Below are 24,523 nucleotides of genomic sequence, written 5' to 3' on the forward strand. Positions count from 1 at the left end.
TGAAGGTCTATTATTTATCTAACAGGTCGAATATTTTAATATCGAAACCAAAATCTTTCACCTGCTTTTCAATCAACTGACGATCTCCAACCACAATAACAGAAAATTGATCGCTCGATAAGTAAGTCTTTGCTAATGCCTGAATTTCAGACTTATTCATCGTTTGGATAATTTTAGCTTGTTGCTCAACAAAATCAGGCGATAAATCTAATAATAGCAACTGCATTAAGAAATTAGACTTTTGCCCTGGGGTTTCATAAGACAATGCTTCTTGCTGTGAAACCGCACTCTTCATGTACTCTAGTTCAGTATCCGTAATACCATCGTCAACATAACCTTTTAATTCTGTTAATGTTTCTTGTATTGCATCACCAGTCACTTCGGCACGCACATCTGCTGAAGCAGAGAAGTAGCCGTATTCACGATCCGCATAAAATCCTGTTGTCGCTCCATAAGTATACCCCTTGTCTTCACGCAAATTCTGATTTAAGCGACTATTAAAATTACCGCCTAAATTAAAGTTCATCAAATTAGCTTTAAAGAAATTACCAGTGACATCATAAGGAATAGCAGGTGATACAACTTTAACCACAGATTGTACAGCATCCGGCTTATCAACAATATACAAGGTATGTGGCTGCCACAATGGGGCATCGACTAACGTAGGATAAGTCACAGCAGGTAAATGTGCGCCTTGCTGTAAGAAATCTAACGAGGTTGTTATCGCAGATTCACTGACATCACCTACAACGACAATTTTAGCTTCAGCGACATTGTAATACTGCTGATAATAAGCCAATACATCGTCAGCCGTTAAGCTCGCTTGGTTTTTTAACGAACCAGAAGAAGGATTACCAGTCACACGCTCTTCACCATATAAGATACGTTGTGTCGCTAATTGACCTAACCAACCTACACGCTGTTGATTTTGTAATGAGGCTTGTCGCGTTTGTGCTTTGATGCGTACAAAATCAGCGTCAACAAAACCAGGTTTAAAGAGTTTTTCTTCTAAAATAGCCAATGTTGCTGGTAAATTCTTAGACAAGCTATTTACACTGATGACGGTACCATATAGGCCTGCAGAGAAGTGAATGCTACTGCCTAATGATTGTAATTGATCATTGAGCTCTGCTGCTGAATGCAGGGCTGTAGATTGATTCATCATCGCTGCAGTTAACTTGGCAATCCCTTGCTGCTCAGTACTTTCAACTCGACGACCACCTTTCAAATTAATCTGTAGGCTGACCGTCGGCGTTTCATCATATACGGTACCTAATACCTGGATATCATTCGCTAAGGTTTGACGCCATAATGCTGGTAAGGTTTGCTGTGGGTTACTCCCCGCACTCGGCATTACGGAGCGATCAAAATTGTCTTGCGTGGTGCGTACTGCCAGTGTTTTAGCTGCTGGAGTATCAAGTTTATTAATATTACGCGGCTCAGGGATGAATGTCGGCTCGTGGGCGATATATTGCAATTTCCCCTTTGGTACCACACTCATGATCACTTTAGGTTTGTCTTCAAGGTACTTTTTATAACCTGCGATCCCTTCTTCAGCTTGAATATCATTAAATACTGCCAAGCCTTTGGTTATATAATTAGGATCGTTCATTAAGGTTTCCCCTAATGCTAGCTCCTTGGCTTTACCTGCCACACTCTGCATACCAAATATCGTTGAACTTTCGATAATTGAACGTAATCGCGTAACTTCAGAATCCGCAATACCTTGTTCTGCTAACTTTTTAATCGACCCATTGATCTTATCCAGTAATGGCGCAAGTTCCATGCCTTTTGCAGGGTTAGGTTGCGTATAAATATCAAAGGTACAGCTTAGCTCACTGCAGCTATGATAAGCCGCAACATTGGTAGCGTAACCCGTTTCGACAAGATCTTTATATAACACCGAATTTTTACCACCGCCTAAGGCGTAAGCAAAGAGATCTAATGGCGCTTCATCTTTATGCCCCATATACACAGTTGGGTAACTGAGATACAGCATTGGCTGAGGCACGTTATCTTCCAGTGTGATATAACGATCTTTATCAAGACTAACAGGAACTGGGTCAACGTCTTTAACCTCAGGTCCTTCAGGAATAGTAGCAAAATACTTATTCACCCAATCTAAGGTATCCGCTTTATCAAATTTTCCCGCGATGGTGAGTGTCGCGTTATTCGGCCCATACCAGCGTAAGAAAAATTGTTTTAAATCATTCACATCAACACGATCTAAATCTTCAACATAGCCAATCGGTTGCCAAGCATAAGGGTGTTCTCGTGGATATAACGCTTCACCAACACGCTCACCGAGTAAGCCATAAGGGCGATTATCGACACGTTGTGAGCGCTCATTTTTAACCGTTGCCCGTTGGATTTCAAATTTACGCTGATCGACCGCATCAAGTAAAAAGCCCATACGATCAGATTCTAACCAGAGCATTTTTTCTAGCTGGTTAGCTGGCACCGTTTGATAGTAATTGGTACGATCTTGATTCGTGCTACCGTTCATTGATCCGCCAGCTTCGTTCACAATTTTAAAATGCTGCTGATCGCCAACATGTTTACTGCCTTGGAACATCATATGTTCAAAAAAATGAGCAAAACCTGATTTACCCAACTCCTCACGCGCAGAACCCACATGATAGGTCATGTCGACATAAGTTAAAGGGTCAGAGTCATCTTCATGTAAGATCACAGTCAAACCATTACTTAGCTTATATTTTTCATAAGGGATTAATAAGCTATCTGGCGTTTTCATCTGCTTATCAACAAGTGTCATGCCAGCTGGGAGTAAAAGTGGTAGTGCGGCGGCATCACTTTCTTTATCCTGCAATGAACAACCGCTCAGTAGCATTATCGACGAGCCTAGAACGACCATCGTAGATCTCAGTGCAACAGCACTATAAAAAGCATTAAAACGCATCAAAAATTCCTTGTTCATGCTCTTAAACATGAAAGTTAAAGATGAAACTCGAATATAAAAGTTGTTAGCTAACGGAACTCATAAACCAGATTAAAATTGCATAACGAATTGCTTTACCAAACATGATTGCGATAAACGAAAGCACTGGGTTTAAGCGTAACCAACCAGCGAGTAAACAAAAAACATCACCAAAAATAGGCAACCAACTCAATAACAAACTACTCCAGCCCCAACGCTGAATAGCATCGTGCACTCGACGATAGTGTTTATTCGCTGAGAAATCGATAGGTTTTTTCGCATAGATGAAATATCCCATATAAAAAGTGAGGATAGATCCTAATACATTACCACTCGTGGCCATGATGAAAAGTTGCCAATGTGTCCACGATCCTTCCACTAACATCGCGGTTAATAATACTTCCGAACTACCAGGTAAAATCGTCGCAGACGTAAAACTACTTAAAAATAATAACCAAAGACCCATTTAATCCTCTAAATTTCATTTACTCACAGCATGTCTAGCAAGCGAATTAAGTCACACTATATATTGAAGTTAGACGTATAATCAAAGTTAGGCATGCTAATATCAAGCTCAATGTACTTATCAATACACTTTACATCGAATCACGCAGTCAAAATTAACAGTCTGGCCAAAAGTGGTAAGACAGTTTAGCCACTATATAATTCAATAAACAGTGATTAATCGCTGTGCTGGGGAGTTTATGTTTAAATTTTTTCTATTACCTTTAATACTGAGTATTTTATGGTTTGGTTTTTTGCAATATAACAACTGGACGATACAGCAAGGTAAAAAAGGCTTTATCTACATTATCTGCGGGACTAGTATAACAATCGCTTTTTTAAGCCTGATGATGTATCTGACGAGCTAATACACTGATAGAACGATGACACTATAAAGCAGTTGATACTAGAAAATAGAATGAGATGACACAAGAAGATAGGTTGAGCAATAGAAGCTCAGCGGCCACTAAATTTTAGGCATAAAAAAACCGCTATTAAGCGGTTTCTTTATTAATAATGGCGGAGAGGGAGGGATTCGAACCCTCGATGGGATTTAAAGCCCATACTCCCTTAGCAGGGGAGCGCCTTCGGCCACTCGGCCACCTCTCCACACAAACCCTATTATTATGAAAATTGTCGTCAATGTAAAGACTTACATCGGAATAATTCATAATAATATAATAAATGGTGCGGATGGGAGGATTCGAACCTCCGACCGCCTGGTTCGTAGCCAGGTACTCTATCCAGCTGAGCTACATCCGCACAAAAAATTATATTTAAAATAGATGGTGCGGATGGGAGGATTCGAACCTCCGACCGCCTGGTTCGTAGCCAGGTACTCTATCCAGCTGAGCTACATCCGCACATATTCTATTTTAAGAACTTGTTTTATTTTACCGTTTAACGAATTAAACCATAAAATCAAATTGTGGTTTGAACAAATGGTGCGGATGGGAGGATTCGAACCTCCGACCGCCTGGTTCGTAGCCAGGTACTCTATCCAGCTGAGCTACATCCGCACATAGTTTGTTCTGTTCTAGTTTAGAATCTCTAGTTGATTTGAATAAATGGTGCGGATGGGAGGATTCGAACCTCCGACCGCCTGGTTCGTAGCCAGGTACTCTATCCAGCTGAGCTACATCCGCACATAATTTATTCGGTATTCTTTATTTCAATTAAAGCCAATGGTGCGGATGGGAGGATTCGAACCTCCGACCGCCTGGTTCGTAGCCAGGTACTCTATCCAGCTGAGCTACATCCGCACAAATTTGGTTTAATCTATAATTTTTTATAACTAGATTAAGTGTTTTCAACTTCTACTAATTACTTAGAATTAATTCTAATCAAAATAATGGTGCGGATGGGAGGATTCGAACCTCCGACCGCCTGGTTCGTAGCCAGGTACTCTATCCAGCTGAGCTACATCCGCATACAATTATTTCTACAACGACCAAAAAGCCGACCAAAACACTATAACACATTTTTCAATATGTGATAGATATTAGGACAACAATGGCGGAGAGGGAGGGATTCGAACCCTCGATGGGATTTAAAGCCCATACTCCCTTAGCAGGGGAGCGCCTTCGGCCACTCGGCCACCTCTCCGTGTTGTTGGCGCTCATAATACGGGTACTGGAAAATAAGTCAAACGTTAATTATCTACAGATCAATAACTGTTTAAGTTTCAAACAACAAACCTACTATTGCAGCAAAAGCGGGATTAAAGTCCCAAATCACTCAAAAAACAGATAAAAAAAAGGGCTTAGCCGTCGCTAAACCCAATCTGTAATAATTTTCATTATTTTAATTTAGAAGTTGCCTTCAGGGCTTTCGCCTTTTTCTGCTTGAATTCGCATGTAGATCTCTTCACGGTGAACAGATACTTCTTTAGGCGCATTAACACCGATACGAACTTGATTTCCTTTCACACCTAGAACGGTAACTGTAACTTCATCACCAATCATAAGTGTTTCGCCAACTCGGCGTGTCAATATTAGCATTAATTTATTCCTCAACTAATTCATTATATTTTGTTAAGCCGATTATTATTCTATTAAAAGCTTCAATGTAAAACAAGAAAAGAATAAATAAGACTTAATTTGTTGTTTATTCACTCAGTTTAAGCAGCATCCAAGTTGAATGCAGCGTGCAGAGCACGTACGCCAAGCTCTAGATATTTTTCATCAACGATCACTGAGATCTTAATTTCAGAGGTAGAAATCAATTGCATATTGATCCCTTCACTGCCTAACACTTCAAACATTGTTTTAGCAACACCGGGATGATTCCACATACCGACACCTACAATAGAAATTTTAGCAATACGATCGTTACCTTGCACATTTTTTCCGGATAATTCTTCGCAAGTCTTTTCCAGCAGTGCTTTCGCAGCTTGGTAATCGTCACGATGAACTGTAAAGGTAAAATCAACAAGGCCGTCTTTACCATGGGCATTTTGGACGATAACGTCAACATCAATGCCTGCATCGCCAATTGGCGTAAGGATATTTGCTGCTACTAAAGGCTCATCAGGAATTCCTGATATTGTTAAACTTGCTTCATCGCGATTAAACGCAATGCCAGATATGATTGCTGATTCCATTTTTTTTACGTCCTCGTAAGTAATCAATGTCCCTTCACCCTCTTCAAATGAAGATAGTACACGTAAAGGTACATTATATTTCCCTGCAAACTCGACTGAGCGAATTTGTAAAACTTTGGCACCTAAGCTCGCCATTTCAAGCATCTCTTCAAAAGTGATGCAATCTAATTTCCGTGCGCGCGGTTCAACCCGGGGGTCGGTGGTATAGACGCCATTTACGTCAGTGTAAATCTGACATTCATCAGCTTTCAGTACAGCAGCAATAGCCACTGCAGTCGTGTCCGAGCCGCCACGCCCCAATGTAGTGATGTTATTATCTTCATCACGCCCTTGGAAACCTGCGACTACGACCACTTTACCTGCATCTAGATGACGTTGTAAGTTGTCTGTTTCAACTGTTTTGATGCGAGCCTTACCATGGCTGTTATCCGTTTTCATTTGAACTTGGTCACCTGTCATTGATATCGCATCGACACCTGCTTTTTGCAGGGCAATGGTTAACAATGCAATCGTCACCTGTTCGCCAGTTGAAATTAATACATCCATTTCTCTGCGGTCTGCATGCTCATCGAGCTCTTTCGCCATGCCGAGTAAACGATTTGTTTCCCCTGACATTGCTGATACAACCACAACTATTTGATTTCCCTGTTCACGAGACTTTTTCACTCGCTGAGCAACAGCTTCGATTCGCTCAATAGAGCCAACTGAAGTGCCACCATATTTTTGTACATACAACGCCACAACAAACTTCCTTTAATAACCTGTAATTTATCACCGCCTGTGTTCAGAACGCATCGTTGGTTAGCCAACAACTTGCCATAACACTGTTTATTTAAACTTAGTGAGTACCAATTAAGTTACCCACTAATATACTGATTTATTATTTCTATTACTGCTTATAGCTTTTCAGTTAACCAAGGCGTTACTGACTCAAGAGCGCCAGCAAGTGCTTCAGGGTTTGAACCACCCGCTTGTGCCATATCAGGACGACCACCGCCTTTACCGCCAACCTGAACAGCAAGGAAGCTCACTAGCTCACCCGCTTTCACTTTGCCGATTAAGTCTTTAGTCACACCGGTAATTAAGTTAACTTTGCCTTCGCCTGGAATACCCAGAACAATAATACCGCTTTGCAGTTTGTTCTTCAGTTCATCCATCGAGCTACGTAGCGACTTCGGATCTGCACCTTTTAAGTTAGCAACAAGTACTTTAACACCATTAATCACTTGTACCTGGTCGATCAAGTTAGCATTCGCAGCACTTGCTACTTGTACGTTTAACTTTTCAACTTCTTTTTCTAGGCTACGGTTACGGTCTAATACTTGGCCAACTTTCGCTGCCAATGTATTTTGATCCGCTTTCACTAAACCTGCAGTTTCTTGCATTTTAGCTACAAGGTCATGCACATATGCCAATGCAGAATCACCAGTTACCGCTTCAACACGACGTACACCAGCAGCAATACCGCTCTCAGATAAGATCTTGAAGAAACCAATATCACCCGTACGCTTAACATGCGTACCACCACATAATTCGATTGAGAAGTCACCCATACGTACTACGCGCACTTCGTCATCGTATTTCTCGCCGAACAATGCCATTGCCCCCGCTTCACGCGCGGCATCAATATCCATCACTTCAGTCACAACTTCGTGGTTAGCACGAATTTGTGCATTAACAAGACGTTCAACTTCAAGTAGTTGTGCCGCTGTTACACCTTCAAAATGTGAGAAATCGAAACGTAAACGTTCAGGTAATACTAATGAACCTTTCTGTTGTACATTTTCACCAACCACTTTACGTAACGCTGCGTGTGCTAAGTGAGTTACTGAGTGGTTAAGGCCAATCGCTTTACGGCGACTAACGTCAACATCGGCAATAACTTGGTTATTAACTTCGATAACACCTGAAACAGAGCCGAAGTGAACAACTGCGTTGCCCGCTTTCTTAGTATCTGTCACGATAAATACCGCATCACCAATTTTGATCACACCTTGGTCACCAGATTGGCCACCCGCTTCTGCGTAAAATGGTGTTTTATTTAAAACGATAGCGCCTTCTTGGCCATCATTTAAGATTTCCACTTCAGCGTTGTCTCTGATTAATGCCACGATTTGCGCATCAGATGTAAGCGTTTGATAACCTAAGAATTCAGTATCAGCATCGATTTTCAGCATATCATTGTAATCAGTACCAAAGTTAGAACCTTGACGTGCACGATTACGCTGTTCTTCCATCGCTGCTTTAAAGCCGTCTTCATCAATCGTTAACTCACGTTCACGCGCGATGTCAGCGGTTAAATCTGATGGGAAGCCATATGTGTCATATAGTTTAAATACCACGTCACCCGGAACAACTTTACCGTCAAGTTGTGACAGTTCGTTGTCTAGAATATTCAGACCACGTTCAAGAGTTTTACCAAACTGCTCTTCTTCGATAAGTAAGATTTTTTCAACAATCGCTTGTTGTTTTACTAAATCTTCAGAAATGTCACCCATCAGCTCAACCATCTTAGCAACAAGTTTGTTGAAGAATGGGCCTTTAGCGCCTAACTTATTACCGTGGCGTACAGCACGACGGATAATACGACGTAGTACATAACCACGACCTTCATTTGATGGCATAACACCGTCAGAGATCAGGAAGCTACATGCACGAATGTGATCGGCAATAACGCGGAGTGATTTGTTTTCTAAATCAGTCGTACCGATAAGCTCAGCTACGTGCTTAATTAAGCTTTGGAAGATATCGATTTCGTAGTTTGAGTGGACGTTTTGCATAATTGCAGAAATACGTTCAAGACCCATACCAGTATCAACAGATGGTTTTGGTAACTCAAGCATAGTGCCGTCTGCTTGACGGTTGAACTGCATGAATACTAAGTTCCAGATCTCGATGAAACGGTCGCCGTCTTCTTCAGGAGAACCCGGAACGCCGCCCCAAATATCTTCGCCATGATCGTAGAATATTTCAGAACACGGACCACATGGACCGGTATCACCCATTGACCAGAAGTTATCTGACTCAAATTTTTTCTCTGGTGATTTATCACCGATGCGGATGATTTTGTCTACTGGTACGCCTACTTTGTCAGCCCAGAATGAAAATGCTTCATCATCGCTTTCGTAAACAGTAACCAGTAGTTTTTCTTTTGGTAGTTTCAATTCTTTAGTTAAGAACTCCCATGCAAATAAGATCGCATCTTCTTTAAAGTAATCACCAAAGCTGAAGTTACCTAACATTTCAAAGAATGTATGGTGACGCGCGGTATAACCTACGTTATCTAAGTCATTGTGCTTACCACCAGCACGTACACAACGTTGAGACGTCGTTGCACGTGTGTATGAACGTTGTTCTGCACCAAGGAATACATCTTTAAATTGGTTCATGCCCGCATTTGTAAATAACAAAGTTGGATCATTAGCAGGAACAAGTGAGCTACTTGTACCTTTGTTGTGCCCTTTACTGGCAAAATAATCAAGAAACGCGTTGCGGATCTCAGCTGTAGACATTGTCATGGAATTGTCCTGGGTGCTTGAATTATGAGCGATTGTTTAGATTAAATAATATAAACGGATCTGTTAATGAAGTGATTATACCCAAACTGAGTCAAAATGCTAACGTAGAGCAGCCGTTGAAGTGCTATTTATGTACGCTTATAGTGCGATAATCCAAGGTCTATCAGTTAAAAAAAAGACACCGAACATAAATGCTCGGTGTCTTTTAGAAATCGTGATTATATTAGCGGTTAATTTCGCTGATAATGATCAAATCGCTTCTTCGTTTTCTTCACCAGTACGAATACGAATAACCCGTTCAACGGCTGTAACAAAGATCTTACCATCGCCGATTTTACCCGTGTGTGCAGTTTCAACGATAGATTCGATACATGCGTCCACATCGTCATCTTGCACGATTAAATCTAATTTAACTTTAGGTAGGAAATCAACCATGTATTCCGCACCACGGTAAAGTTCAGTGTGGCCTTTTTGACGACCAAAACCTTTTACTTCAGATACTGTCATACCGGTAATACCGATCTCAGCAAGAGCTTCACGTACATCATCGAGTTTAAACGGTTTAATAATCGCTTCAATTTTTTTCATGTTCAGTCCCTGTTAGCCCTTAAATATAACTATTTACATACCTAAATATAACTATTTAAATATCTAAAGATAACTCTAGCATACCGAAGCAAATTCAAATTGCCAATCAGACAAGCAATTAAATCGATGAAATCGCTAAACTTGCTATCTCCAACAATCCGTTGTCACTGTATTTGTGCTATTCAACGAGGTAGTCACACCAAAGTGATCAATTGTGAATGCAGTGCAATCTAAATCTGTGGCTTGCGAGCTTGACGCAGCAACTGTCGCAATCAGTGTATAGCTACTGGTACTGCTACTCGGATCTAATGCAAAGGTATAATAGTCACTGCTATCACGCCAGCCAGCATCAAATAAGGTATCAGCCGCGCCACTGGCTAATGACGTTGCGTATTGACCATTATCTAAATAATACTGTTCTTGTAATAACTGCGCTTTATACAACGCCGCTTTCGCACCGTTGCGGTTGTTATCGATGATATACGCACTGTAAGACGGATAACCAATACCCGCTAAGATACCGACAATTGCCACGACGATCATCAGCTCAACTAGGGTAAAGCCGGTTTGTTTCGTTGTCATTATAGTTATCACTACTGTACCGCCTCATTGAAGTAACGGTAGATAGGGCGTGGACTCAACGTGACCTCAGTATCGATAGTGCCCGTTGGTGTTATTTGGTCACCGTTACCATCTGTAGTATCGCCTTTACCGGCACCAAGTAAACGTAATACCGATGCATCACCGCTAGAAGCTGCATGTACAGCAAGATCTTTGGCAATTACATTAGGTAGTTTTTGGTAATATTTTGTAGTGCCAGTATTCAAGTTAACCTGATAATAGTGACTATTGCCCGATTGGTTCACCACGCATTGACCGTTTTTGACAACATAATTAATGGCAAAGGGTGAGTAGGTATTAAAGTGCACGATACCGTTAATCACCACGGCGTTACCCAATGACTTTTCTCCCCCTCTAAATATTTTACCATCTTCCTCAACAGTTGCTTCGTTTAGAATATAGCGCCAACCATGTAGCCTATTAGTCTTATAATCAATTACGGTGTCGGTATCTTTTTCCGTTGTGCTGTCATAACTTACTTGATTTAGATTACTCATCTCAATTGTTGCAGGCACTGCACGTTCACCTTTAGCACTGCCCCAAACTTGCGGATAAATATTGCTATCTTTAATATTAAAGAAATAGTTCTGCGCGGTAATATTCGAATTTGGGCTGGTGATATCGCCACTGCCCAGTAACAAACCATCATAAGAACTAGCGCTCTCTCGCGCTCTGACGATTGATGGCGCGCTAAAGAAACGTCTGTCATCGGCAGTAGTACCACCTAAACTAGCCAGCTTGAATATCCGCCATTTACTGGTATCCATCGTAAATTGGTTGGTTTTAACATCAAATATTTTCGGCATATCAACGCGGTAAATATTACCCGCGGTATCCGGTGCATAAATACGATCAGCATAACCATCGCCGTCACTGTCCATGACCGCTAGCTCACTGGCAATACTGTCCGTTATGACCCCGTTTTCAAACGCTTTTAATTTAGTGCCATCATCCGCATCGATAATATAAACAGCCTGTCCACTGGAATCAGTACAAGCCTGCGCTGGAACTGCTGTACTATTACTACCACAATCATCTTTTGATGCATCATAACCACCACCAAATATTAATACCGGTTTAGCATTACTAATATTATCTCCTCGGAACACCTTGCTCACGACAGGTGTTGACCAAGTCTGTGCAAGTTTAGAGAAATCCGTATTTGATGCATCAATGATCCAATTTAATGTCGGTTCAGTGGTATTTGATTTATTTGGATCAAGATTTACATTAAGTGAAAAGTATTTATTGCCTCCGCGGCGTAAGCCAAAGGTAATGATATGTTTGGTTTTACCATTATCCAGATATTCAGCATCTACAGCGCTGCTATCAATACCGTATATGCGCTCTTCTGCTCTGGTCACCTGCAAATTAAGCTTTAACGCGGTGGCTAGATTTTCTTTGGGAATAAATGCCCACTCTTCCTCTACGTTACGGCCATTATCTTTAAAGGCATGAAAGAAACCGGCATTGGTGCCAATGAAAATACGCGCTTTGGTTTTGACATCTGCAGATTCGTTATCAGGGTACTCCACTATTAACGGCTGAGCATGCATAGGATCACCGAAGATATCATCACGCAAATCGCCCGTTTCATCTTTACCTTGTAACCAATCAATCGCAGCCGTTAAGGTATCTTCCGATACGCCAAGGGCATTAGCTAGATCGGCGTCGGTTGTTACAGATAACGCAGTGAGTAAATTGGCTTTAGTCAGGGGAAGCAAAGTGGTGTCATCAACATTGGAAATATAAATATTTCGAGCTGATTTACGATTTTTAAATGCCTCGACTACACCGCCTAACTCAACATCATTCAACCCTTGTTCTGAACTCCAGCCTGAGTACAGGTCATCATTAAAGAACACACTATCACCTGTTGATAATGCCGCTGACGTTGCCGAGCTTAGAGAGCTGGCAGCGCTGGCAGATTGAGTCCAGGCGCTTAACTGACCATCATCAGTCACTTTCAATTTACGGATGTTTCCCTTCCACTTACTGGTCTGATTCGGTTGGAACATAGTGTAATAAACAAACTCATTACTTTTGGTCGAGTTACTGCTATTAATTGATGTGCCGACTGCTGCGGTCACGCCTTTTTGCCTAGCGATAATATCAGCAAAAGCCATCTCCAGCTTTTTCCGTAATTCATTGGCATTCAGGGCGTTATAAAATTTACCATCACCGTATTCCGCAGTTTTTTCTAATAACGTACGATTACCGGCTGGCAACTCGCCAATGCCAACAGTATAAGTAACGATCCGCTCTTTAACATCCTTCGTGCTGCTATTCATATCAGCATTAGCTAACCAATCAGACAGTACCGGCAACAAATTTTTATCACAACTGCTCTCCGCAGCATTAACCTGCACTGATTTGTCTTTGATATCCAGTGCCGACATCCCCGGTAACCGTTCAATTAGCAAGTTTGCATCACTGTCATGATCAAAAGCATCAATACGAATTAAGTCATTAAAAATACCACCACAAGGTACAATATCGCCAACCCGTGGACTCACGTCATGGTAACCCGCGGTCACCATAATGATATAAGCTTCGGTTTGACAACTATTCACCCAATCCATTGGGCTGTTATATACACCACCGCTTTCTGCGGTTAGATCTCTAGCGGGATCGGCTTTATATACATCATCGCCAAAGTAAACGCTGTTACCATAAAGATAACGATAACCTTCGTACAAACTTTCACATAGTGCTGATTTAGACATACTGGTGGTAAAGATATCTTCTACTTGGCTTTTCAGCAGACTTGTTTTGCTTTTATAATCATTGGTCTTAGGATCATAATCCTCTGGATCATAAGAGCTGATCTTAGAAATAACCCGACCACCATTATTATCTAAAATATTCAGTTTAGTGATAGCATTATTCGGGTTGAAAATTTCTAAGCCAGTATTAAGATCTGTGGTATCGAGCATCATGTCTAACACCACTTTTTTAGCTATCTGCAAATTCGATAATTTAATATTATCACCATTAGTCGGTTTTAATGCCGCCCACTTAACTAAGTTATCCGAATATAAATACGCTTTATTATTGCTATTACCATTAAACCGCCCTTGCACTGAATCTTTGTAAGGGTTCCAATAATATTCAGGACCACTAGATGGAAATCCTTCTCGGTCTGGATTTTCGACATAACCATCAGCTGAACCATCCTCTGACTCACCTTCCCCATCAACCTCTTCAGGCTTAATCACACCACTATGCTCATAACCAGGGTTACGCTTCTCATTAGTGGCCATATCTTGGTCACAATCAACAAACTTTCTACCTATACTCGTTTTACTGCCAATGGTACGCCACTCATAAGGTATCCCTACTACGCCATCGAATAACTTCACCGGACCTGGTAACCATTGAGCGACATAATCTTGAAACGCCCCGAGGTCACCTTCAAAATCTTCAACGGCTGAATAACAATTCATTTTAGAAAAATCGAGTTTATTGCTACTATTTCGAGCCGGAATAGTAGTAACAAAAACATCATACTTCTCTTGTTCTGAAGTCGTTAATGCCGTGCCACCAGTAAAAGTATCAACCGCTTTAGCTGCGATACTACGTAACTCACTATGCTCAAGGCCTTGCGCCGTAGCGCTGTTATTATAATAAAATTGTTCACCACCATAGAGCCAACGATAAACAATATCTTCAGCATTGGTATCTGGTGTCGGCGGATACTCAATATGCGGATCATAGTATTTAGGATAAGGATAATCAGCCTCTTCGCGCATATGGGCTGATGTATCGAGAATAATTAATACCTGAGGTTTCCCTTCTAGATTAACAGTATAAATTTCCCCCTCATCGGCTGCTGCAGTAAAGGCTGTTAATCCGAGTAATGCGACACTGGCTTGTTTGAAAATCCTTTTCATTGCCCTATCCTTATTTATTCTGTGCAACTAAAAATGGTTGCTCTATCCCGGAGGTCATACTGCCTCCCTGCACACGACGCTGATCGTTTGCCTGAGTAAAGTCGATCCTTGCGTACCGACAATTAATTAAATTAATGCTGGACGCATTGGCGGTACGCTTACAATAAGCCTCTCCACGTAATTGAATATTGGCGGTGGTATTAAACCCAACAGCAACCATATTAGCCCCTTGGTCCTCAGTCATCGCCATGATGTTGTTGATCAGAGCTGCATCATTAATGATTTGATCAACACCACCTAATAATTCCTGCTCATTGGCTAATCGCTCCTGAGTTAAACCAATGGCGTTTTGCCCTAATCGCGTTTCAGTGATCACTGCCGCAGCCAGTGACGTCACGACGACCAGAATAATAATAACAATAAAAAGGGTTATACCTTGCTGTGTTTTCATCGTGTCACCGCCATTATGTTATTACGAATTACCACAGTAGTGGAAAGCAAAAACCGCCTGTAATTATCATTAGCCGTGGGAGTAAAAGGCGTAAATCTAAGATTATAATTCGCATCATTATTAAATGTCAGGTCGGGGTTGGTTGCTCTGGCTAATACGTAGATACGTGCTGATACTAATTGATTATTACTCCACATTTCTGCGGTGAAACTAGCATCATTACTGAGATAATAGCTATCCGCGCTACCATCTCGAGGAATACTGGTATCTACTCCGAATTCAATCCGGAACGCTTCAATATTACCGACTATTAAATCATTAGTCAGTGTATCTCCCTGCCGCGAAAAACGCGTTAACCGCGGACCTGAAGTAGCATGGGTTTCAACAAAATAGGTATGATGTAAATAGGGATAGAACTCAGCATTATCTATATTAGTGGCACCGTTTAGTGCCGACGCTTTAAATAATTGCGTTTGTTGCGGTGATACAGCTAAGTAATAATCAGTTGTCGTCATAGCAGCGACAGTGACCGTATTACCCTGTATGCGTGCTAAAGACAGCACGTCACTGTTTGCAGCCAAACTGTAGCCTGCACCATCACTATCATTGATACAATCGGATTCGGTAAAAGTACCAGCAGAGGCTATTTCCACCCAATTTGCCCATTGAGGTTCGCTCAGTGTAGCAGTCGTATTGCCTCCGGCCGTCGGGAATAGCGAGCAACTGCCAGCAGCTAATGCCATTGCAGGTGACATTATATCGGCTAAGGGCTCTCCTGAAAATTCAGCCCAACTGCCAATACTCCGCACGTCTTCGACTAATACCTGCAGCGCTAGCTGTGCTTGCTGTTGTAAGTTAGAGACGGTCGAAGAACGATTTACCGATACCTTAGTATCCACAAACATCGTTGTGATCGACGTCATTAACACAATGCCTACTACGAGGGCGATCATCAGTTCAACTAAATTAAAACCCATTTGTTTCATTTTCATATCGCCTCCGAGATCAAACTGGTGAGAACCACTTGTCGGCGGTTATCGATTGCCAAACCGCAGGCTGCGCCATTAACAGCGCCTGATGCGGCTGCCGTATTTTGAATTTGCCAGCTCACTGCAATGGTCACAGTGCCAGCCACATTACGGCATATGGCCATGTTACTGAGTGCCGCAGAGTTTGCTGCATTAGTGAGAATGTCGGAGATTTCGCTATCTTGGCTAGGTGACGAACTTGAAGTGGCAGTAAGCCAACGGGTATCCGCGCGTAATTCTTCCAACGCGGTACGCGCCAGAAAAGCGGCTTGAATTTGCTTATCTGTATCTGCTAATGATTTCTTCGCAATCCCTTGCAATGCCACTATGCCAAGCAGGCCTACGGCAAGTATCAATGATGTGACCATCACTTCAATGAGACTGAATCCAGAATCCTTTCTAGATTGCATAACTAACTCACTTTAAATAATTTGTACTTAAATAACTCGAACGCAGCAATGTTACTAAAATGTGTATTTTATGTAAACATCATGAGTTTGATTCTGTGAAGGCAAAGGGCTGTTCTGAACCATCATTCAAATGAGCAAAGAAAAAGATTCTATCGATGGCGATAGAGTTAACTGTATCGGGGAGGGAGATGAGGAATATTTCGCATAAAGCTCACCAGTCAACGACTAGCGAGCTCCATTATCACGAATTAATTTACTTGTTTAATACGTAATTCAGCTGGCACTTCAAAGATCGTATTTTCAGCGCGACCTTCAACTTCGGTCACCAGCTTACCACCACTGGCTTGCAGCTTTTCAACCACCTGATCGATCAGAATTTTAGGGGCCGATGCTCCCGCTGTAACACCCACTTTTAGTTTGCCTTCCAACAACACAGGATCGATATCACCCGCATTATCAATCAGGTAAGACGGCACGCCGATATTCTCTGATTTTTCACGTAAACGGTTTGAATTTGATGAATTTTTAGAACCAACCACAAACATAATATCAACCATGTTTGCCAGTTTTGATACTGCGTCTTGGCGATTTTGCGTCGCATAGCAAATATCATCTTTACGTGGCCCGTTAATTTCAGGGAAACGTTCACGTAATGCATCAATGATCTCAGCACAGTCATCAACCGATAACGTCGTTTGCGAGCTGTAAGTTAAATTCGTTACATCTTTAACTTCTAGTGCTGCAACATCAGCAATCGATTCAACCAAGTACATACCGCCGTCAGCATTATCATACTGGCCCATAGTCCCTTCAACTTCAGGATGACCTTTATGACCAATCAATACACATTCAATACCACGGCGGCTAGCACGTGTTACTTCCATGTGTACTTTAGTGACTAATGGGCAAGTTGCATCAAAGACTTTTAAGTCACGACGTTTCGCTTCAGCTTGCACTGCTTTTGATACACCGTGGGCACTAAAAATAACCACGCGACCGTCTGGCACTTCATCCAATTCTTCGACAAAAACAGCACCGTTCTCTTTCAGGCCATCCACCACATAGCGATTATGTACTACTTCGTGACGTACATACACAGGGGTTTCAAACAGCTCCAATGCTCGTTCAACAATGCTAATAGCACGATCAACACCAGCACAAAAACCACGAGGATTAGCGAGTAAAATTTCCATCATAAACCTTATTTATTCTGCATTAATTTCTAAAATTTCAACTTCAAACGTCACGACTTGTCCCGCTAACGGATGATTAAAGTCGACAGTGACAGAATCACCGACAACTTCACGGATCATACCCGGTAATTCAGCGCCATCAGGTTGAGTAAAACCAACAATTAAGCCAACTTCTGCTTTCACTTCGGTAAACTTAGCACGATCTAAGTAGTAAATATTATCTGGGTTAGGTTGTCCGAATGCATCTTCAGGTTGCAGTTCAAACTTGTTCTTATCACCAACAGTTAGTCCTAATAAGCAACGCTCAAAGTTAGGGGTTAAGCTACCGTCACCAATTACTAACTTAGCAGGTTTACCTTGTAACTCAGTGCTATCTGCAACAGAGCCATCAGCTAAAGTAATAGTAAAATGCATAAGTACTTGGCTGTCGTCGCCAATTGTTGCTACGTTAACTGTCATTTGATGATTCCTTGTCATTCTTACTTTCCATAATGGCTTCCAGGATCAACATCGCGGCACCAATACAGATCCAAGTGTCTGCTAGATTAAAGATTGGGAAATGGCTCTTGTCCCAATACACATGTAAAAAATCAATTACATAACCATGAAGAATACGATCATATAAATTGCCTAACGCACCACCTAAAATGAGCGCGTAAGCGATATTACTCCAATATTTATTGGCCGCTTGTTGCTTAAGCCAGTAAATTAATAAGCCTGAAACAGAGACAGCAATAACGCCAAAGAACCAACGCTGCCAACCTCCGGCATCAGCAAGCATACTGAATGCTGCGCCATAATTACGTGCATAGGTGAAGTTGAAAACAGGTAGTATATTTACCGATTCACCTAATTGGAAATGACTGACAACAAAAGACTTGGTGCCCAAATCAATAATAAATGCAATAGCGGCTAGCCAAAGCCAGATGAGTCCCGTTCTCTTTGTTGTACCTGCAGTCATTCTTATCCTCTGATTCGTCAACATGATGACGATAAATAGCATGTAATAGCTAAATTGTTATCATTAGCAATTCAGCATTTTGAAATAGATTGTTAACAATCATATCATTTTATATCGTGGGTTAAGCATTAATCCATAAAAAAATGCCTACTGTATTTGTCCTGATTAAACTAACCAGTACACAGTAGGCATTCTATGTGAAGGATAATAACAACTTAATGGTCATTACCCTTCTTTACGCGCACTATACTTACTCTCAAAAATTAGCGTAAGCGTAATGAATATATTAACGCTTAAGCGAATTGACGTTGTTCGCCTTCACCATCGATATTATCTTCACAACGCGCACACAATGTTGGATGTACTTCAGATTGACCAACAGTGTCGTTATGGTGCCAGCAACGCTCACACTTCTCAGCTTCACTCTTAGCAACGCTAATCCATAAACCGTCGATTGCGCTTGCTTCAATATCAGCAGGTGCTTCAGTGACAGCAACAACGTTAGTGTTTGACGTTAACAGTAGGAAACGTAATTCATTACCTAGCTTATTAAGGTCAGCCGCTAATTCTGCGTTAGCATAAAGTGTCACGTCAGCTTGTAGAGAACCACCAACAACAGCGTTGTTACGTGCTACTTCAACAGTCTTGTTCACTTCACTACGTACAGCTTGTAACTTGCTCCAGTAAGCATTGTTTAGCTCTGAATCGTCAGCAAGTGGTGCTAGACCTGTGTACCATTCTTCCGTAAATACATACTCAGCACGTTCACCCGGCATCGCGTTCCAGATTTCAAACGCTGTGAAGCTTAAGATAGGTGCAGTCCAACGAACCATAGCTTCTAAGATATGGTACATCGCAGTTTGACAGCTACGACGAGCAATACCGTCTGATTTAGCAGTGTACTGGCGATCTTTAATGATATCTAAGTAGAAGCTACCTAATTCAATTGAACAGAATGTCATTAGCTTTTGCGTTACATTCTGCATTTGGTAGTTTTCATAATCCGCTAGGATTTCAGTTTGTAGTGCGTGTGCACGGCCAACGGCCCACTGATCTAATGCCACCATGTCTTCTGCTGCAACCATATCTGTTTCTGGGTTGAAACCTTCAAGGTTAGACAGTAGGAAACGAGCTGTATTACGAATACGACGGTAAGCATCAGCGCTGCGATCTAAGATCTCGTCAGATACTGTCATTTCACCTGTGTAATCCGTACTTGCAACCCACCAGCGTAATACATCACCACCAAGGCGGTTCATTACATCTTGTGGCGCCATTACGTTACCGATAGATTTAGACATCTTACGGCCTTTCGCATCAACAACGAAACCGTGTGTTAATACGTCTTTGTAAGGTGCTTTACCTTTAATGGCAGTCGAGATCATCAATGATGATTGGAACCAACCGCGGTGTTGATCAGAACCTTCAAGGTAAAGATCGATATCAGCGCCTTCGTATTCTTTACGTGCATCAACAACAGCGAAGTGTGTTGAACCCGAATCGAACCATACATCAACCGTATCAGGTGCTTTAGTATAGTTAACTGCATCATCACCCAGCAAATCAGCAGAATCGAGATCCCACCAAGCTTGAATGCCTTTTTGCTCAACTAATTTAGCAACTTCTTCCATCAATGCCGCTGAACGCGGATGTGGTTCTTGTGTTTCGTTATGCACGAATAAAGAAATTGGCACACCCCACGTACGCTGACGAGAAATACACCAGTCAGGACGGTTAGTTACCATACTTTCAATACGTTCACGTCCCCAAGCAGGTACCCAATTAACGTCTTGAATTTCTTTCATTGCCGCATTACGTAAACCATTTAATTCCATGCTGATGAACCATTGTGGTGTCGCACGGAAAATAATTGGCGTTTTGTGGCGCCAGCAATGTGGATAGCTGTGTTTCAGTACTTGGTGGTTTAGTAACGCACCTTTTTCAGTCAGCACTTCAAGTACACTATCATTTGCTTTAAATACGTGTTGACCAGCAAATAACGGCGTATCTTCAAGGTAAACACCGTTGTTGCCAACAGGGTTTGCAATTTCTAGGTTATAACGTAAACCAGCCACGTAATCTTCTTGACCGTGACCAGGTGCAGTATGAACAATACCGGTACCCGCTTCAGTCGTGACGTGATCAGCTAAGATAGCTGGTACATCGAAATCATAGAATGGGTGGTTAAAACGTAAGTTTTCTAGTGCAGCACCAGTACAAGTACCCAGTGTAGTGAAACTTTCAGGTGCAAATGCAGCCATGCAAGATTCAACTAAATCTGTCGCTAGAATTAATTGCTGTGAACCAGTCTCTGTTACCATGTTAACTAATGAGTATTCTACTCTTTCAGCTAATGCAACCGCACGGTTAGCAGGTAATGTCCAAGGTGTTGTAGTCCAGATAACTGTTGACACTAAACCTTCAACATCGCTACCGAATACCGCTTTAACAGCCGCTTGATCTTGTGCAGTGAAGCGCACGTAGATAGCAGGTGATTTCTTATCTTCGTATTCAACTTCTGCTTCAGCAAGTGCAGAACCACAGTCTGTACACCAATGAACAGGTTTAGAACCTTTTTGTAAGTGACCGTTGTCTACGATTTTACCTAAAGCACGGATAATGTTTGCTTCAGTGCTGAAATCCATTGTTAAGTATGGATTCTGCCAATCGCCTAATACACCCAGACGGATAAAGTCTTGGCGCTGACCGTTAACTTGTTTTGTCGCATATTTACGGCATTCTTCGCGGAACTGTGCAGCTGTCACTTTACGACCTGGTTTGCCCACTTTCTTCTCTACCATTAATTCAATTGGTAGACCGTGACAATCCCAACCTGGAATGTAAGGTGCGTCGAATCCAGACAAGCCTTTGGCTTTAATAATAACGTCTTTTAGGATCTTGTTAACTGAGTGACCAATGTGAATGTTACCATTCGCATAAGGAGGGCCATCATGCAAAATAAAGGTTTTTTTACCTTTCTTCGCGGCACGGATTTTTCCGTATAAATCATCAGTCGTCCACTGCTTCAACATGTTTGGTTCGCGGTTCGCTAAATTAGCGCGCATTGCGAAGCCAGTTTTTGGCAGGTTCAGCGTTTTTTTATATTCGCTCATGTATCCTAATTCCGTTATTGGTATTATTAAAAATTAAACTGACAGGCCAAAAAAGGTTTTGGCTGCAATGACATCTCGTTCTATTTGCTGGCGAAGTACATCAAAAGATGCAAATTTTTGTTCGCTGCGTAATTTTTTCTTCAGGACAACCTCTAGCTGTTTACCGTAAAGGTCGCCTTCAAAGTCAAATAAATTCACTTCCAGTTGGGTTCGTACACCACCCACTGTAGGACGTTTACCAATGTTAGCAACGCCCTGTACGGCATCATTACTGATACCTAACACTTCAACTACATAAACGCCATTGATTGGGTCTACGCAGCGTTTCAACGGTATATTAGCGGTCGGAAAGCCAATTGTTCGCCCTAGCTTAGCCCCGTGAGCAACCTTACCAAAAATACTGAATGGTCGGCCTAATAGTTCACTGGCTAAATCAAGATTATCTTCTGCTAACGCGTTACGGATCATGGTACTACTGACGCGTGCTTGAGCGACGCTAAACGTATCCATGCTCACCACATCAAAGCCATACTTAGCACCAGCGGCTTGCAACATAGCAAAATCACCCGACCGTTTATGGCCAAAACGGAAATCATCACCAACGACTAAATACTTAACCCCTAATTTAGCCACTAACAACTGAGTGATAAATTCATCTGCAGACAAGGCAGCAAACTTGTGATTAAAATTGACACATAATAACTGATCAATATTTTGATCTTTCAATGCCGCGTATTTATCACGTAATCGTGTTAATCGCGCAGGCGCTTTGTCGCCAATAATCATCTCTAGTGGCTGCGGTTCAAATGTCATCACCGTTGCTGGCAAATTCAATTGCTGCGCTTTTTCGATTAACTGCCGTAACACCGATTGGTGCCCGAGATGAACACCATCAAAGTTACCGATAGTTAAAACACACCCTTGATGGTGTGGCTTCAAATTGTGAATGCCTCGAATCAGCTCCATGTCTTTGCCAACTATTCCACTAAAACGACAAATTATAACTTAGTCAACGCACAGGGTCAGCAACAATTTGTACTCAGTCAGTAATTTTAAAATGTCGCGGACGTAAACCAAGCACCAATAACGCCATAAAATAGCTTATTGCCGCCAAGCCAATTAACCCGAGCAGGCATAAACCACTGTCTAATAATCCCCACGCATACCATTGCTCAATATCGGGATTAACCGTGTAAATTAAGCTAGCCATTAAACCAGCAGACAAGAATAACTTGGCAATCACTTTACCCGTATCGCCATTTACCTTATATACACCTTCTTTATGCAGCCCCCAATAGAGCAGTCCCGCATTTAAGGTGGCAGAACCTGCCGTCGCTAGCGCTAAACCAACATAACCAAATGGAATAGCGAGAATAATGTTAAAGCCCATATTGCTGATCATCGCAATAATGCCGAATTTAACCGGTGTACGGGTATCTTGGCGTGCGTAATAGCCAGGTGCGAGTACTTTAATAAGCATGAAACTAAGTAGTCCAGAGCCATACGCCATCAAACTCATCGACGCCATCGATACATCATCAGCGCCAAATTCACCACGCATAAACAATACTTTAAGCATAGGACCTGCAAGTACGATCATCCCCATCATCGCCGGCGTACCAAGCAGTAATACAACTCTCACCCCCCAGTCCATGGTTTGCTTAAACTGCGTGTCAGATTTTGCCGAATGGGTACGTGATAATGCGGGTAAGATCACCGTCGCAATCGCAATACCAAATAAACCCAGCGGAAATTCTAATAATCGGTCAGAGTAATACAACCAACTGATCGAGCCCGTCATTAAAAAAGACGCAATAAATGTATCAAACAATAAATTAATTTGGCTTACCGACACACCAAACATCGCCGGTATCATTAACTTTCTGATTTTAGTCACACCCGGATCACGCCAACCCCAGCGTGGTTTAACTAACATTTTCTGTTTTACTAAAAATGGAATTTGGAATAGAAACTGAATCGCACCACCGATAAATACGCCAATAGCTAGACCGATTTCAGGCTGCTCTAACGTCGGTGAAATGAACAATGCCGCACCAATAATAGCGATATTTAAAAATACCGGAGTAAAGGCCGCAACAGCAAACTTACCCAAAGTGTTCAAAATTGCACCAGATAATGCGGTAAAAGTAATAAACCACAAATAAGGGAAAGTAATTTTTAACATAAATGATGCCAGTTCAAATTTGTGTGCATCCGGCCCATCATTAAGCCAATCAACAAACCAACCAGCACCAAATAAAATAGTGATCAACGGTGACCCAATTACCCCAAATAAGGTAACAATTGTCACTAATACCCCTAAAGTACCTGACACAGAGGCGATCAATTGTCTTACCTTCTCTTTGTCAACAGTTTGTTGATATTCGGTCAAAACTGGCACAAAAGCCTGTGCAAATGCACCTTCAGCAAATAAGCGGCGTAAGAAGTTGGGGATTTTATTGGCGAAGAAGAAAACATCGGCTGCAGCACCCGCGCCCATCAAATTTGCGACGATAACATCTCGAACCAGTCCTAAAACACGTGAGATCATGGTCATCGAACTGACGATAAGACCAGATTTTATTAATTTATTACTCAAGAAATACCTTTTATGTCAATCAAGCCCTGTTCGTGAGCCGCATTTGCTGCTAAAATATGTCCCACATCTTAACTGTCATTGCAGTTAGTTGCCAATATTTTGCC

Annotated in this window: 17 protein-coding genes and 8 tRNA genes; all 25 read right to left on the reverse strand. The window is 41.8% G+C overall.

What is annotated here, in order from left to right; all coding sequences use genetic code 11:
- Positions 1-10 precede the first annotated feature (10 nt).
- On the reverse strand, positions 11-2,920 hold the full coding sequence (locus FR932_RS15195; RefSeq protein ID WP_019442295.1) for a M16 family metallopeptidase: 2,910 nt from the start codon (positions 2,918-2,920) through the stop codon (positions 11-13).
- Between the two features lie 64 nt (positions 2,921-2,984).
- On the reverse strand, positions 2,985-3,404 hold the full coding sequence (locus FR932_RS15200) for a YqaA family protein (protein WP_019442296.1): 420 nt from the start codon (positions 3,402-3,404) through the stop codon (positions 2,985-2,987).
- A gap of 555 nt (positions 3,405-3,959) precedes the next feature.
- Positions 3,960-4,051: transfer RNA gene (locus FR932_RS15205), tRNA-Ser, on the reverse strand.
- 76 nt (positions 4,052-4,127) lie between these two features.
- Positions 4,128-4,204, reverse strand: a tRNA-Arg gene (locus tag FR932_RS15210).
- 24 nt (positions 4,205-4,228) lie between these two features.
- Positions 4,229-4,305 (reverse strand) — tRNA-Arg (locus FR932_RS15215).
- Positions 4,306-4,384: 79 nt separating this feature from the next.
- Positions 4,385-4,461, reverse strand: a tRNA-Arg gene (locus FR932_RS15220).
- A gap of 49 nt (positions 4,462-4,510) precedes the next feature.
- Positions 4,511-4,587, reverse strand: a tRNA-Arg gene (locus FR932_RS15225).
- 40 nt (positions 4,588-4,627) lie between these two features.
- Positions 4,628-4,704 (reverse strand) — tRNA-Arg (locus FR932_RS15230).
- Between the two features lie 90 nt (positions 4,705-4,794).
- Positions 4,795-4,871, reverse strand: a tRNA-Arg gene (locus FR932_RS15235).
- 84 nt (positions 4,872-4,955) lie between these two features.
- A tRNA-Ser gene (locus FR932_RS15240) sits at positions 4,956-5,047 on the reverse strand.
- A 203-nt stretch (positions 5,048-5,250) separates the two neighbouring features.
- Positions 5,251-5,442, reverse strand: a complete 192-nt coding sequence (gene csrA / locus FR932_RS15245; protein ID WP_006033372.1) for a carbon storage regulator CsrA — start codon at positions 5,440-5,442, stop codon at positions 5,251-5,253.
- 119 nt (positions 5,443-5,561) lie between these two features.
- A complete protein-coding gene (locus FR932_RS15250; protein ID WP_019442298.1) occupies positions 5,562-6,785 on the reverse strand; it encodes an aspartate kinase in 1,224 nt (407 codons plus the stop codon).
- A gap of 155 nt (positions 6,786-6,940) precedes the next feature.
- Positions 6,941-9,562, reverse strand: coding sequence for an alanine--tRNA ligase (alaS, locus tag FR932_RS15255; protein WP_019442299.1), 2,622 nt, complete (start codon positions 9,560-9,562; stop codon positions 6,941-6,943).
- Positions 9,563-9,811: 249 nt separating this feature from the next.
- Positions 9,812-10,150 (reverse strand): nitrogen regulatory protein P-II, encoded by a 339-nt coding sequence (gene glnB / locus FR932_RS15260; protein WP_019442300.1) that lies wholly within the window; start codon positions 10,148-10,150, stop codon positions 9,812-9,814.
- A 144-nt stretch (positions 10,151-10,294) separates the two neighbouring features.
- A complete protein-coding gene (locus FR932_RS15265) occupies positions 10,295-10,732 on the reverse strand; it encodes a type IV pilin protein (protein WP_019442301.1) in 438 nt (145 codons plus the stop codon).
- A gap of 11 nt (positions 10,733-10,743) precedes the next feature.
- Complete coding sequence (locus FR932_RS15270) at positions 10,744-14,664, reverse strand: pilus assembly protein (RefSeq protein WP_019442302.1); 3,921 nt, start codon at positions 14,662-14,664, stop codon at positions 10,744-10,746.
- Positions 14,665-14,674: 10 nt separating this feature from the next.
- A complete protein-coding gene (locus tag FR932_RS15275) occupies positions 14,675-15,115 on the reverse strand; it encodes a hypothetical protein (RefSeq protein ID WP_019442303.1) in 441 nt (146 codons plus the stop codon).
- Positions 15,112-16,107 (reverse strand): PilW family protein, encoded by a 996-nt coding sequence (locus FR932_RS15280; protein ID WP_019442304.1) that lies wholly within the window; start codon positions 16,105-16,107, stop codon positions 15,112-15,114. Before FR932_RS15280 ends, FR932_RS15275 begins: the two co-directional genes overlap by 4 nt.
- Positions 16,104-16,553, reverse strand: coding sequence for a type IV pilus modification PilV family protein (locus FR932_RS15285; protein ID WP_081588325.1), 450 nt, complete (start codon positions 16,551-16,553; stop codon positions 16,104-16,106). Before FR932_RS15285 ends, FR932_RS15280 begins: the two co-directional genes overlap by 4 nt.
- A 248-nt stretch (positions 16,554-16,801) precedes the next feature.
- Complete coding sequence (gene ispH, locus FR932_RS15290; RefSeq protein WP_019442306.1) at positions 16,802-17,746, reverse strand: 4-hydroxy-3-methylbut-2-enyl diphosphate reductase; 945 nt, start codon at positions 17,744-17,746, stop codon at positions 16,802-16,804.
- 12 nt (positions 17,747-17,758) lie between these two features.
- On the reverse strand, positions 17,759-18,205 hold the full coding sequence (gene fkpB / locus FR932_RS15295; protein ID WP_019442307.1) for an FKBP-type peptidyl-prolyl cis-trans isomerase: 447 nt from the start codon (positions 18,203-18,205) through the stop codon (positions 17,759-17,761).
- Positions 18,195-18,707, reverse strand: coding sequence for a signal peptidase II (gene lspA, locus FR932_RS15300; RefSeq protein ID WP_019442308.1), 513 nt, complete (start codon positions 18,705-18,707; stop codon positions 18,195-18,197). The genes fkpB and lspA overlap by 11 nt, the downstream gene beginning before the upstream one ends.
- A gap of 293 nt (positions 18,708-19,000) precedes the next feature.
- Complete coding sequence (gene ileS, locus FR932_RS15305; RefSeq protein ID WP_019442309.1) at positions 19,001-21,820, reverse strand: isoleucine--tRNA ligase; 2,820 nt, start codon at positions 21,818-21,820, stop codon at positions 19,001-19,003.
- Positions 21,821-21,853: 33 nt separating this feature from the next.
- Entirely contained in the window at positions 21,854-22,786 is a 933-nt protein-coding gene (gene ribF / locus FR932_RS21560) for a bifunctional riboflavin kinase/FAD synthetase (RefSeq protein ID WP_019442310.1), read from the reverse strand.
- Between the two features lie 73 nt (positions 22,787-22,859).
- A complete protein-coding gene (murJ, locus tag FR932_RS15315) occupies positions 22,860-24,419 on the reverse strand; it encodes a murein biosynthesis integral membrane protein MurJ (RefSeq protein ID WP_019442311.1) in 1,560 nt (519 codons plus the stop codon).
- Positions 24,420-24,523: the final 104 nt, after the last annotated feature.

The sequence above is a fragment of the Moritella marina ATCC 15381 genome, from assembly GCF_008931805.1.
GTDB lineage: Bacteria > Pseudomonadota > Gammaproteobacteria > Enterobacterales > Moritellaceae > Moritella > Moritella marina.

What these genes read in the sequence shown, in the direction of transcription:
- csrA (WP_006033372.1), bottom strand. Translation starts at nt 5,442, where the DNA reads ATGCTAATATTGACACGCCGAGTTGGCGAAACACTTATGATTGGTGAT.
- FR932_RS15280 (WP_019442304.1), bottom strand. Translation starts at nt 16,107, where the DNA reads ATGAAAATGAAACAAATGGGTTTTAATTTAGTTGAACTGATGATCGCC.
- ispH (WP_019442306.1), bottom strand. Translation starts at nt 17,746, where the DNA reads ATGGAAATTTTACTCGCTAATCCTCGTGGTTTTTGTGCTGGTGTTGAT.
- FR932_RS15270 (WP_019442302.1), bottom strand. Translation starts at nt 14,664, where the DNA reads ATGAAAAGGATTTTCAAACAAGCCAGTGTCGCATTACTCGGATTAACA.
- FR932_RS15195 (WP_019442295.1), bottom strand. Translation starts at nt 2,920, where the DNA reads ATGCGTTTTAATGCTTTTTATAGTGCTGTTGCACTGAGATCTACGATG.
- fkpB (WP_019442307.1), bottom strand. Translation starts at nt 18,205, where the DNA reads ATGACAGTTAACGTAGCAACAATTGGCGACGACAGCCAAGTACTTATG.
- FR932_RS15200 (WP_019442296.1), bottom strand. Translation starts at nt 3,404, where the DNA reads ATGGGTCTTTGGTTATTATTTTTAAGTAGTTTTACGTCTGCGACGATT.
- lspA (WP_019442308.1), bottom strand. Translation starts at nt 18,707, where the DNA reads ATGACTGCAGGTACAACAAAGAGAACGGGACTCATCTGGCTTTGGCTA.
- alaS (WP_019442299.1), bottom strand. Translation starts at nt 9,562, where the DNA reads ATGACAATGTCTACAGCTGAGATCCGCAACGCGTTTCTTGATTATTTT.
- FR932_RS15285 (WP_081588325.1), bottom strand. Translation starts at nt 16,553, where the DNA reads ATGCAATCTAGAAAGGATTCTGGATTCAGTCTCATTGAAGTGATGGTC.
- FR932_RS15275 (WP_019442303.1), bottom strand. Translation starts at nt 15,115, where the DNA reads ATGAAAACACAGCAAGGTATAACCCTTTTTATTGTTATTATTATTCTG.
- glnB (WP_019442300.1), bottom strand. Translation starts at nt 10,150, where the DNA reads ATGAAAAAAATTGAAGCGATTATTAAACCGTTTAAACTCGATGATGTA.
- ribF (WP_019442310.1), bottom strand. Translation starts at nt 22,786, where the DNA reads ATGGAGCTGATTCGAGGCATTCACAATTTGAAGCCACACCATCAAGGG.
- FR932_RS15265 (WP_019442301.1), bottom strand. Translation starts at nt 10,732, where the DNA reads ATGACAACGAAACAAACCGGCTTTACCCTAGTTGAGCTGATGATCGTC.
- ileS (WP_019442309.1), bottom strand. Translation starts at nt 21,820, where the DNA reads ATGAGCGAATATAAAAAAACGCTGAACCTGCCAAAAACTGGCTTCGCA.